At 54.5% G+C, this 12046-nt stretch carries 11 protein-coding genes and 1 rRNA gene; 5 read left to right on the forward strand and 7 right to left on the reverse strand.

Going from position 1 to position 12046, the window contains the following annotated elements; all coding sequences use genetic code 11:
• The 3 genes from rrf to M8318_RS14630 form a co-directional block, all read left to right on the forward strand.
• Positions 1 to 97, forward strand: a 5S ribosomal RNA gene (gene rrf / locus M8318_RS14620); the annotation flags it as partial.
• Between the two features lie 115 nt (positions 98 to 212).
• Positions 213 to 668, forward strand: a complete 456-nt coding sequence (locus M8318_RS14625) for a DUF4385 domain-containing protein (RefSeq protein ID WP_262663337.1) — start codon at positions 213 to 215, stop codon at positions 666 to 668.
• 152 nt (positions 669 to 820) lie between these two features.
• On the forward strand, positions 821 to 2128 hold the full coding sequence (locus tag M8318_RS14630) for an MFS transporter (protein WP_262663338.1): 1308 nt from the start codon (positions 821 to 823) through the stop codon (positions 2126 to 2128).
• Here M8318_RS14630 and M8318_RS14635 read toward each other — a convergent pair.
• From M8318_RS14635 to trxC, 5 genes are all read right to left on the reverse strand, one after another.
• Complete coding sequence (locus M8318_RS14635; protein ID WP_269468403.1) at positions 2125 to 2460, reverse strand: YfiM family lipoprotein; 336 nt, start codon at positions 2458 to 2460, stop codon at positions 2125 to 2127. The two genes, M8318_RS14630 and M8318_RS14635, sit on opposite strands and share 4 nt — an antisense overlap.
• A gap of 31 nt (positions 2461 to 2491) precedes the next feature.
• Positions 2492 to 3847: a CDP-diacylglycerol--serine O-phosphatidyltransferase gene (gene pssA / locus M8318_RS14640; protein WP_262663339.1), complete on the reverse strand. Its 1356-nt coding sequence runs from the start codon at positions 3845 to 3847 to the stop codon at positions 2492 to 2494.
• 110 nt (positions 3848 to 3957) lie between these two features.
• Entirely contained in the window at positions 3958 to 6621 is a 2664-nt protein-coding gene (locus M8318_RS14650) for a bifunctional acetate--CoA ligase family protein/GNAT family N-acetyltransferase (RefSeq protein ID WP_262663340.1), read from the reverse strand.
• A 35-nt stretch (positions 6622 to 6656) separates the two neighbouring features.
• Positions 6657 to 7355, reverse strand: a complete 699-nt coding sequence (locus M8318_RS14655; RefSeq protein WP_262663341.1) for a tRNA-uridine aminocarboxypropyltransferase — start codon at positions 7353 to 7355, stop codon at positions 6657 to 6659.
• A 71-nt stretch (positions 7356 to 7426) separates the two neighbouring features.
• Positions 7427 to 7846 carry a thioredoxin TrxC gene (trxC, locus tag M8318_RS14660; protein WP_106994551.1) on the reverse strand — a complete coding sequence of 140 codons (420 nt, stop codon included), beginning with the start codon at positions 7844 to 7846 and terminating at the stop codon, positions 7427 to 7429.
• Positions 7847 to 8053: 207 nt separating this feature from the next.
• On the opposite strand from trxC, the gene M8318_RS14665 reads away from it, so the two are divergent.
• Positions 8054 to 9154: a tRNA/rRNA methyltransferase gene (locus M8318_RS14665; RefSeq protein WP_262663342.1), complete on the forward strand. Its 1101-nt coding sequence runs from the start codon at positions 8054 to 8056 to the stop codon at positions 9152 to 9154.
• Between the two features lie 89 nt (positions 9155 to 9243).
• Here M8318_RS14665 and ung read toward each other — a convergent pair whose 3' ends face one another.
• Positions 9244 to 9933, reverse strand: a complete 690-nt coding sequence (ung, locus tag M8318_RS14670) for a uracil-DNA glycosylase (RefSeq protein WP_262663343.1) — start codon at positions 9931 to 9933, stop codon at positions 9244 to 9246.
• 313 nt (positions 9934 to 10246) lie between these two features.
• Between ung and grcA the strand changes: the two genes are divergently transcribed.
• Positions 10247 to 10630: an autonomous glycyl radical cofactor GrcA gene (gene grcA, locus M8318_RS14675; RefSeq protein ID WP_039029771.1), complete on the forward strand. Its 384-nt coding sequence runs from the start codon at positions 10247 to 10249 to the stop codon at positions 10628 to 10630.
• Positions 10631 to 10681: 51 nt separating this feature from the next.
• Here the strand turns inward: grcA and srmB are convergent, their stop codons facing one another.
• Complete coding sequence (srmB, locus tag M8318_RS14680) at positions 10682 to 12010, reverse strand: ATP-dependent RNA helicase SrmB (protein ID WP_106994554.1); 1329 nt, start codon at positions 12008 to 12010, stop codon at positions 10682 to 10684.
• Positions 12011 to 12046: the final 36 nt, after the last annotated feature.

Consider the following 12046-nt stretch of genomic DNA (forward strand, 5'->3'; position numbering starts at 1 on the left):
TGGTCCCACCTGACCCCATGCCGAACTCAGAAGTGAAACGCCGTAGCGCCGATGGTAGTGTGGGGTCTCCCCATGCGAGAGTAGGGAACTGCCAGGCATCAATTAAAGAAACCCCGTACCGCAAGGTACGGGGTTTTTTGCATTTCCCGAACCGGGCAAACTTCACAATCTCTGGCTAAAATAACAAGATACGCATCATCAGCGAGGTTATTTTGCCGAACCCACCCTTTAACTATGAACAGGATTTCGCCAACACCAACTTTCGTGATCACCCTGAGCTTTACCAGGTGGGGCGGGGAGAGCAAGGTGTTCTGCTGGTTGAACCTTACAAAAGTGAAATCCTGCCCTACTGGCGATACAAAAATGCTGAGGTTGCGACAAAATCTGCGCAGGAGATTTACGCGTTATTTGAGCAATACCGCCAGCAAGACGATTTCGTTGGCATGGATATGGCCAGAAAATTTATTCAGATGGGTTATACCCGCGCCAGACGCTACGCCAACCATAAAGGCGGGAAAAAGTACGACGATGAACGCAATGTTCGTCCTTTAGATCATGATCCTGTTAAAGCCGAAGCGGCAAAAGTTTTCAAAGGATGGTGGGATAAAATTCGTGCTGACGAAGATTATTTGCAAAGAAAACAAGCGCATCAAAAAAAATGGGGATGAAGATGGCTCCCATAGCAGCCCCCGTTTTATGATGTGTCTCACAAAATTAAATGAAACATAATAGAAACAATTTTTTTACCTAACGTTAAATTTTAAATCTGGTTTTACTGGAATGGGTGCAATGGCCCGCAATGTAAGACAGGGGATTTAAAATGACAGAAACCGTAGCAAGTACAGATACGGATAGTAAAAAAGCAGCAGACGGAGACACTCGCCGCAGGATCTGGGCAATCGTCGGCGCATCTTCAGGCAATTTGGTTGAATGGTTCGACTTTTACGTTTACTCGTTTTGCTCACTCTACTTTGCCCATATCTTCTTCCCATCTGGCAATACCACGACCCAGCTGCTGCAAACGGCAGGCGTCTTCGCCGCCGGCTTTTTAATGCGTCCGATTGGCGGCTGGTTGTTTGGTCGTATCGCCGATCGTAAAGGGCGAAAAACCTCCATGCTGATCTCCGTCTGCATGATGTGTTTCGGCTCTTTGGTTATCGCCTGTTTGCCCGGCTATGACGCTATTGGCACATGGGCACCGGCCTTACTGTTACTGGCGCGATTGTTCCAGGGTCTCTCCGTCGGGGGAGAATATGGCACAAGCGCGACTTATATGAGTGAAGTCGCAGTGGAAGGGCGCAAAGGCTTTTATGCCTCCTTTCAGTATGTAACGCTGATTGGCGGTCAGCTGTTGGCGCTCCTGGCCGTGGTTATCCTGCAGCAGGTGTTAAGTGATGAAGATTTGCGGGCATGGGGATGGCGTATTCCTTTTGCGCTCGGCGCAGTACTTGCCGTTGTGGCGTTATGGTTACGCCGTCAGCTGGAAGAAACGTCACGAAAAGAGGTAAGAGCGTTAAAAGAGGCGGGTTCGTTTAAAGGTTTATGGCGTAACCGGAAAGCATTTTTGATGGTGCTTGGCTTTACCGCAGGCGGATCGCTCACCTTCTATACCTTCACGACCTATATGCAGAAGTATCTGGTTAATACCACGGGCATGCACGCTAACGTGGCGAGTATGGTCATGACGGGGGCGCTATTTGTCTTTATGCTCATTCAGCCTGTTATCGGCGCGCTGTCGGATAAAATCGGCCGCCGGAATTCAATGCTGATCTTTGGCGGCTTGTCGGCGTTATGCACAGTACCCATTCTCACGGCGCTTCAGCATGTTTCATCCCCTTATGCCGCGTTCGCCCTGGTAATGGTCGCGCTGATCATAGCCAGTTTTTACACCTCGATCAGCGGTATCCTTAAAGCAGAGATGTTCCCCGCTCAGGTGCGTGCCCTGGGAGTTGGGTTGTCTTATGCGGTTGCGAATGCGCTGTTTGGCGGTTCGGCGGAATATGTCGCGCTGTCACTGAAGTCGGTAGGCAGTGAAACAATCTTCTTCTGGTACGTCACGTTGATGGGGGCGCTGGCGTTTGTCGTCTCTTTAATGCTGCACCGAAAAGGGAAGGGGATCCGTCTTTAATGCTCCGCCAGTTGCCACAGGCTATAGCCAGCCGTGGCCCCGGCGATATCCCAGGCAAAATCTTTCCAGCTCCAGCCGCTCCCCGCCGGGCGGCTGTCCCACAGCTCTTTCGATGCGCCGAGACTTACCGAAAACATCAGGCCGTATGCAGCGCTACGATCGTGGCTAAAACCCTGGCGTTGGGCATATTCATTACCCGCAGCTGATAGCATCGCCGATGCTAAAAAGTGTTGCGCCTTATCCTGACCAGACCAGCTATCCTGAGCCATATGGCTGCAGCCGGACAGGACCAGGCAGCTCATTAACAGGAAATAACGCACAACGACCTCCATAAAAAAGCCCCGTCACTGACAGGGCTGAAGATTACAAGATGCGGCTGATTAAGCGATCGATTCGGATCCTGCGCAGACGGCGGATCAGCTTTCTGACCTTAACCGGGTAATCAGCGATGCTTTGCAGATCGCGATAATGATTCACCACGGTGGTGTGGGTGCGGATCAGCTCCAGCTCACGCTCGCGTTGAGCGGCCAGTTCATGACGCGGGTCGTGGATCAGAATGGCATTCTCAAGATCCAGTCGCCATGCGCGCGGGTTGAGGTTATTCCCCGTCAGCAGCATCCATTCATCATCAACCCACATCCCTTTCAGGTGATAGCTGTTGTCTTCATCTTTCCAGAGACGTACTACCAGCTGATCGGTGTTCACATAATACTGCAGGCGGCTCAGGAAGCGGCGCAGGTTGATCTCATACAGATAAGGCAGGGCACCGATGATCTTAAACGGCTGATCTTCCGGAATGAAGAAATCGTTCGCGGTTTTATCGCCCACGATAATCTCTACTTTTTTACCGTCGCGTAAAAGCTGAATGATGTTACGCACCAGCACGGCCGGCAGGTTAAAGTATGGCGTACAGATGGTCAGCTTATGCTCGGTACATGGCATAAGATGGAAAATGGTCTTATTGAGCAGGCTGGATTTTCCCAGGCCTACCAGCGGAGTCACCGCAAGCTGTTCGTTGTCTGCATCACCCTGGAAATGGAACATGGCATCGCGCAGTTCCTGACGGAAAAGGCGCATGTCATTTTTGATCTCCGGGCTTTTTGGACGATGGGGATCGTCAAGACGATTCACGCCGCGACCGTGCACCAGGTTCTGATCGACCCACCCGAACATGACGTCTGCCATACGGGCATTACGCACCAGGTGATAGCGATCGTAACGGTATTTATCCAGCTGATGCAGATAGACGTCATTCAGACTCGCGCCGCTGTACAGCACGCTGTCATCAATGATAAAGCCTTTGAAATGGAGTACACCGAGCGCTTCACGGGTGTTAACCGGGACACCATAAACCGCCACGTCTACGCCAGGGTTTTCCTGCGCCATGCGGCAATACCAGTCGGCATTGGTGTTAGATGCAGCCGCACCGATACGGCCGCGCTGGGCGCGATGCCAGTCAACCAGGATGCGGACATCCAGTTCAGGGCGCTGACGTTTGGCCTCGTATACTGCGCGTAAAATGGCATTGCCGCCTTCATCCTGTTCAAGATAAAGCGCGATGATGCAAATACGATGCGTTGCGCTGGCAATTTTTTCCAGTAGCGTCTCCCGAAAATCGGCGGGAGCATAAAAGAACTCTACATCATCAACTGACTGAGAAAGCTTCGGTAGTTGAGCAAGGTGTTGTTGATGTTTATTACGCTTAAATTTGGACAACATCACAGTGCGTTTCTTCTCTGTTCATTGAAGGATTATATGGACTATGCAGACAACAGAAGCGGGCAATCATACCATCAGTGCTGTTTAAAGTGGTCAACATTTCCAGTACCTTACTCTTGTTTACCTGCCGACATCAGCGCCAGCGTCAACCCGACAATGCCGTCTTCCAGCTGAATATCAACGGTAAAGCCTAATTTTCGCGCCAGGGCGATCATGCCACGGTTGTTGGGCATAGTAATGCCATTGAGGCGGATAAGTCCGTGATCTCGCGTATAACCGATCAGCTTTTCCAGTAACCGTCTTCCTAACCCCAACCCTTTTAGATCGGAGCGAACCAGCACCGCAAATTCTGCATCAACGTTATCGGGATCGGAGATAGCACGCGTGACGCCAAGGATCTCATCGCCCTCATCAGTGCGGCGGACGGCAACAAACGCCATTTCCCGATCGTAGTCGATCTGCGTCATATTGGCTAAATCTTCGTGGGTAAATTCGTTGATTTCACTAAAGTAGCGATAGTACAAATCTTCTTTTGTTACCTGGGCGATGAAGCGCTGCAGCTGCGGTTCATCTTCCGGCAGGATAGGGCGAAACAGCGACTGCTCGCCATTTTTCATCTCCACCCACTCCTCAAGCTGATGAGGATACGGGCGGATCGCCAGACGGCTTTCGCGATCGCCGGTAAAAGCTGCCACATCCATCGTCACATCCAGCGCCGTCAGCTCGTTGCCGGAGACCAGTAAAGGATGGATATCCAGGCGCTGGATTTCTGGACTGTCGACAATCAGGTTCGATACCTGCACCAGGAACTGGCTCAGGGCGGCGATATCCAGCGGTCGCAAGGCGCTGCGCCCGCGGATCTTCTTGCTCTTGATTGCCTGAATCACCAGATAACGGGCGAGATTCATGTTCAGTGGAGGTAAGGCAACCACAGCCTGATCTTCAGGGCGCCACTCGACGCCCCCTTCACCCAGCATGATCAGCGGACCGAAGACCGGATCCTGTTCTACCACCACCCGTAGCTCCTGCGCGCCCGCACGGTTGGCCATGCTTTGCACCAGCAGGCCGTGGATCCGTGCCTGAGGCCAGGTCATTTTAACGCGATCGATAATCGCATCTGCCGCCTGCTGCACTTCCGCCGCGGTGCGCAGGTACAGCATCACCCCCTGTACTTCTGACTTATGCGGGATATCGGGGGAGCGCAGTTTTAGCGCCACCGGATAACCAATCTGCTCGGCGATATGCACCGCTTCCGCGCTGTCGCTGGCGATCCAGGTCGGCAGAGTATGCATGCCAAAGGCAGTGAGGATCGGCTGCACCTCATGGGTATCCAGCGAACGCGCGCCATCGTCAATGGCACGTTGCAGCAGGGCCCGGGCATGTCCGGTATTAGCTGTCAGATTACCCGGCAACGCAGGCGTTTCCCGCAGCTGTTTCTGGTTACGCCGGTACTCCACCATATGCATAAAGGCGGTGATGGTGCCTTCCGGGGTACGGTATGTTGGCAATCCCGCCTCGCTGAACAGGCGCCGCGCCTCCTGAGAAGAAAACTCACCGCACCAGTTGGTTAGCAGCGACACGTATTTCCCCCGCGGATGCTTCTTCACTGCCTCAATCAGTGAACGGGCGCTTTCGCTACCCGGCGCCGCAGCGCTCGGGGAGTGAATGACCATCAGGGCATCAAAATCCTGGCTTTCCAGCAGGATGTTGAGGGCGCTGATATAGCGATCGCTGCTGGCATCATCGCGCAAATCAAGGGGATTACCCGGCTCTACGCCGGGCGGGAGCGTCTCACGCAGGCGCTGGAGTGTCTCTTCGCTGAGCGCGGCCAGCTTCCCGTTGCGCAGCCAGAGCTCGTCCAGCGCCAGTGCGGCAGGAGCGGCGCCGTTGCTGATGATCATCAGCCGCTCTCCCCGGAGTGGCCGCATATGGCTCAGCGTTTCGACAGCGGAAAAGAGTTCGTGGGTATCCTGAACGCGCAACAGGCCGGCACGCTGGATGGCCGCATCCCAGGCCGGATCCATCCCCGAATGTGAATGCAGCAGACGCTGGGCGGCCGGGCTGCGGCCACTTTTGATCACCAGAATCGGTTTATTGCGCGAGGCGCTGCGGGCCGCCGACACAAAACGGCGGGCATCGCTGAGATGTTCAAGATAGAGCAGGATGGCGCTGGTTTTCGTATCGCGCGCCAGGAAATCCAGCAGCTCGTCGACATCAATGTCCAGCCCATCGCCCAGGGCGATGAAGTAGGAGAACCCCATCTCGCGCTGCTGGGCCCAGTCGAGGATAGTATTGGAGACCGCCGCCGACTGGGAGATAAAGGCCAGCTTGCCTTTACGTATCGGAACGGGAGAGAAACTGGCGTTCAGCCCCTGCCAGGGGGCCAGCAGGCCAAGGCTGTTTGGCCCCAGGAGTCGCATCTGGTATCGCGTCGCGCAGGTCATCAGCTCTTTCTGCTGTTCAGGCGGCGAGGAGAGAATGATGCAGGTTTTACAGCCCTTTTTCCCCAGCGCCTCGAGTAAATCTATATTGCGTCTGGCGTGGGTACAGAGCACCGCGAGATCGGGGATAAAGGGCAGGCTGTCCACATCGGGCCAGGCCAGGACGCCCAGCACGGCTTTATATGCGGGCGTCACCGGCAGGATTGGGCCGTTAAAACCGCCTGCGAGCAGGTTTCGCATCATCAGGTAACCGGCGCGTTCGGGTTTCATCGACGCGCCGATCACGGCGATGGATTTGGGGCGGAGTAAGGCTTCTAACCCGCGCTGGCTCATACAAGTCTCCTGAAAGGGCGAGTGACCTGATGATTTTAAACGCTTTCCGGCTCCGCTGCTGTGATGCTTCCCGTACGAATGGGTTTTCCGGCCAGATAGCGTTCACGGAAAAGAGAGAAGTGATCGCCCAGCGCGTTCGCCGCCTGCACATCTCCCGCCAGATCCAGCAGGGCAATTGCCACTTCGGCGGTGCAGTACTGGCCGTCCGCATGGGCTTCCCGGAGTCGGTAATTTGAAACGCGCGACAGATCGACGGAGATAACCGGCAAAGCATCCAGGTAAGGGCTCTTGCGAAACATCTTACGCGCCTCGGTCCATGTGCCATCCAGCATGATAAACAGCGGCGGCTTACCGGAAGGCGGGGTCGTCAGCACCTGACGCGTATCACCGGCATAGGAGGCCGGGAACACCACCATCGGTTGATAATCGGGGCTGGCGACAAGATCGAGCAGCGCCTGCGGTGGCTCAGTGCGTGACCACTGGAAGGCGATGGTATCCGGTAAAGTATCCGCGATCAGCCGTCCGGTATTGCTGGGTTTCATCGGTTCAGTATCAAACATCACCAGACAAAAACGGCTTTCGGCATGGCTGGGGCTCAGGGTCGCGCACAGGCATTGCTTAAGCGGCAGCAGGCAGCGCTGACAGCGACGAATGCGGTTACCACGGGCAAGAAAGGGGCGAGTCGCACGCGCCAGGCGTTCAGCGCGCAATTGCAGTACGGCGTTATCAGTCATGGGGGTGTGCGCAGAAAAAACGCCATTCTCGCAGAGGCGAGAGCGGGGCACAAGTTACGTGCCCCGGAATATCAGAGGGATTCGTTCAGCCAGCTGTCAAACGGCGCTTTCGGAACTGCACCGTTCAGCATATCGACAACTTCACCATTTTTGAAAATCATGATGGTCGGGATGCTGCGAATGCGGAAGCGGGCACTCAGCTCACGTTCAGCCTCGGTGTTCACTTTTACGAAACGCATTTTCCCGCTACGCTCTTCAGCGACATCTTCAAAGATTGGCGCGAAGTTACGGCACGGGCCGCACCACGGGGCCCAGAAATCGACCACTACCGGCAGATCGTCCTTCAGCAGTTTATCCAGAGTTGCACCGGTAGCATTAATAACATCACCATCGAACAATTCATGACCGCAGCGTCCGCATTTTGCTCCATCATCAACTCGATCATCCGGAATGCGGTTAAGAGCCTGGCAGTTGGCACATACGGTATTCATAACTAACCTCAGGTAGAGCAGGGGGGACAAATCGGCAACATGCCGGTTATGTTTCCAATATGTTACATATTATCAACGACCCTGTTTGAAACGACAATGCGTTTTGTTCAATGAGAACAATAGTCACAGGCTTTTATACGAAGTAATGGCTATGCGCGGGTACATCGGGTAATCTGCGCGCTTCGCGCAGCGCTGGTGGAGAAAAGCATGAACGACGAACTGAAAAACAAAAGCGGCAAGGTCAAAGTGATGTATGTCCGCAGTGATGATGACTCTGATAAACGCACCGAAAATCCGCGTACCGGAAAAGGTGGCGGGCGTCCAGGGCCATCTCGTGCAGACGGTGGCCGTCGCCCCGCCCGCGATGAGAGAAACAGCCGCGGTGATGACCGCAAACGCGACGATCGTAAACGTGACGACCGTAAGCGTGATGATTTCAAACGCGACGACTTTAGCCGCGACGCATCCCCGTGGCGTACCGTTTCCCGCGCGCCGGGCGACGAGTCAAAGGCGCCTGTCGATCACGGCAGCATGACCGGTAAAGCGGTTATTGATCCGGAAGTGATCCGCCGTCAGCGCGCGGAAGAGACCCGCGTTTATGGCGAAAATGCGTGTCAGGCGCTGTTCCAGAGCCGTCCGGACTGCATCGTGCGCGCCTGGTTTATCCAGAGCGTCACGCCGCGTTTCAAAGAAGCGCTGCGCTGGATGGCGGCCAACCGCAAAGCCTACCACGTTGTAGATGATGCAGAGATCACTAAAGCCTCTGGCACCGAACACCACGGTGGCGTCTGCTTCCTGATTAAGAAACGTAACGGAACCACCGTTAAGCAGTGGGTTAGCCAGGCAGAGGAAGATGACTGCGTACTGGCCCTGGAAGACGTAGGCAACCCGCACAACCTCGGCGCGATGATGCGCAGCTGCGCCCATTTCGGCGTGAAAGGGGTTCTGTTGCAGGATGCGGCTCTACTGGAATCCGGTGCGGCAATCCGTACCGCGGAAGGCGGCGCGGAGCACGTTCAGCCGATCACCGGCGACAGCGTACTGGAAGCAATTGAGCAGTTCCGTAAAGCGGGCTACGCGATTGTGACCACCTCCAGCCATAAAGGTACAACGCCGCTGTTTAAAGCGACGCTGCCGCGCAAGATGGTGCTGGTGCTGGGGCAGGAGCGTGATGGTCTGACCGATGCGGCACTCTCCAGCGCCGATCTGAGCGTCTCTATCGATGGCACCGGCAATGTAGAAAGCCTCAACGTATCCGTTGCGACCGGCGTTCTGCTGGCGGAGTGGTGGCGTCAGAACAAAGCGTAATCCCGCTTTGTTCGTAGGCCCGGCAAGCGTAGCGCCGCCGGGCAGTGTGCCGGGTGGCGGCTTCGCCTTACCCGGCCTACTTATCTTATCTACTCACTTTCAGCCGGTAACTCTGGCATCCAGTCAATTGGCGTTTCGCCCTGTTTCTCCAGCCACTCATTCGCCAGCACAAAATGATTGCAGCCAAAAAAGCCGCGATGCGCTGACAGCGGTGATGGGTGCGGTGCTTTCAGGACATGATGACGCAGGGTATCAATGATCGCCCCTTTCTTCTGCGCGTGCGATCCCCACAGTAAAAACACTACCCCCTCCCGATGCTGATTAATCAGGCTGATGACTTTATCCGTAAACGTCTCCCAGCCGAGGCTGGCATGCGAATGCGCCTGTCCGGCGCGAACCGTCAGCACGGTGTTGAGCAGCATCACGCCCTGACGCGCCCAGCTTTCCAGATAGCCATGTGCAGGCCGGGTAAAGCCGGGGACCGAGGCTTCCAGTTCTTTATACATATTCAGCAGGGAAGGAGGGGTAGCCACACCCGGACGCACGGAAAAGGCCAGACCGTGCGCCTGACCTGGCCCGTGATAAGGATCCTGACCCAGGATCACCACTTTGACATCGGCCAGCTCGGTAAAGCGAAAGGCGTTGAAGACGTCTTTCTGTGGCGGATAGATGGTGGTACCGGACTCGCGTTCAGCGGCAACCGTGCTCAGGGTGTTGACGAAGTAGGGTTGCTTTTTTTCATCGGCCAGCACGTCGTGCCAGGTCAAAGGTGTTGTCATCTCGCTCTCCTGCGAATTTTCTCTGCCCCTAGCTTAACTGCTTATGACGAGGGAGCAAAATTGCCGGGAGAAAAAGGTCATCTTATTGAAAAATATTTAAAATTTACGACGTTTTTTGAAGGCTGGCTTTGGTGAAAATTGATATAAAACAATAATCTCCCGACATCACCACTTTTCTTGTATGGTTTTTATTGATTTAAGTCAAGGAATGCCGATGGGCTGACTGATATATATACACTCAAGCAACAATGGTTTTACCAATTGCCCTAAACAACGGGCGACACCCAATAGTGTAGTTTAAGGGAGGCATCACATGATTACTGGTATCCAGATTACTAAAGCTGCAAACGACGACCTGCTGAACTCTTTCTGGCTGCTGGACAGCGAAAAAGGCGAAGCGCGCTGCGTATGTGCAAAAGCAGGCTTTGCTGAAGATGAAGTTGTTCAGGTTAATGCCCTGGGCGAGATCGAATATCGCGAAATCCCGATGGAAATCAAACCGGAAGTGCGTGTGGAAGGCGGTCAGCATCTGAACGTTAACGTACTGCGTCGCGAAACACTGGAAGACGCCGTTAAGCATCCGGAAAAATATCCGCAGCTGACCATCCGCGTTTCTGGCTATGCTGTTCGTTTCAACTCACTGACTGCAGAGCAGCAGCGTGACGTGATTGCCCGTACCTTTACTGCCAGCCTCTAATCGCTGTCAGTATGCAGATAAAAAAACGCCGGGTTAACCCCGGCGTTTTTTTTACTCTTCTTTCTGCGAAGCTGGCTCGCTGCCGCTTGGCTTACGACGCTTGCCTACGTTCTTAGCGTCACGGTGGCGTTGCTTCACGCGTGGTTTTTCTTTTTCTTTCTCTTTTTTCTCTGCGCGCTTAGCGAGTACTTTCTTCGACGGCTTACCCGTCATTTTTTCGCTTGGCGGACGCGTCGTCGGGCGCAGTTCATCAATCACGCGCGCTTTCACCGGCTCGTCGATATAGCGGCCCACTTTCTGCAGCAGCAGATAGTCATGCGCCTCTACCAGAGAAATCGCCGTGCCTTTCAGGCCTGCACGTCCGGTACGACCGATACGGTGGAGGTAGACATCTCCGCTGCGCGGCATGTCGAAGTTAATCACATGGCTTACTTCAGGAATATCAATACCACGCGCCGCCACGTCGGTGGCAACCAGCACATTTACGCGACCTTCAGTCAGGCGTTTAATCCCTTCGGTACGTTTAATCTGTGCCATCTCGCCTTCGAGATAACAGTTGTTGATCCCTGCGGCACGAAGCTGTTCAGCCAGTTCATGCACACGTTCGCGTTTACGTACAAAGACGATGGTACGTGTCGTATCATCCTGTTTTAACAGGTGCTTAAGTAACTCGAGCTTATGCTCGTAGTTATCGGCACGATAATACCACTGGTGAATTTTTTTGCGCTCACGCGTGGACGGCGTGGCAGAGACCTCAGCCGGATCGTCAAGCAGACGCTCAGCGAAGTCCTTAATGGCATCACCTTCAAGCGTCGCAGAAAACAGCATGGTCTGTTTGCGCCAGCGGGTTTCGCCTGCGATGTGTTCAATATCCTGCGCGAAGCCCAGCTCCAGCATGCGGTCCGCTTCATCCAGAATCAGCGTTTCAACAGCACGGCAGTCAAAGTTTTCTTCTTTGATGTACTGCATCAAACGTCCGGTGGTGGCGACCACGATATCCTGGTTCTCACTGAACACTTCGGCGTGGTTCATATAAGCGACGCCACCGGTGATGGTCGCAATATCCAGATGGGTATTGGCGGCCAGTTCACGCGCATGCTCCGCAACCTGAACGGCTAACTCACGTGTCGGTGTCAGAATAAGGATACGCGGTGGGCCGGATTTCTTGCGGGGGAAATCAATCAGATGCTGCAAGACGGGCAGCAGGTACGCCGCTGTTTTACCGGTGCCTGTCGGCGCTGAACCGAGTACGTCGCGGCCTTCTAACGCAGGCGGAATGGCTGCCGCCTGGATGGCAGTCGGGCGTGTGAAGCCTTTATTCTGGAGGGCTTCCAGAAGGCTTTCGTCGAGTTCAAGTTCGGAAAAAGTCGTTACAGTCATGTTCTACCTCTGTGTGGGGCGCTGATTATAGACGTT

The organism is Leclercia tamurae, assembly GCF_025566055.1.
GTDB classification, from domain to species: Bacteria; Pseudomonadota; Gammaproteobacteria; order Enterobacterales; family Enterobacteriaceae; genus Enterobacter; species Enterobacter tamurae.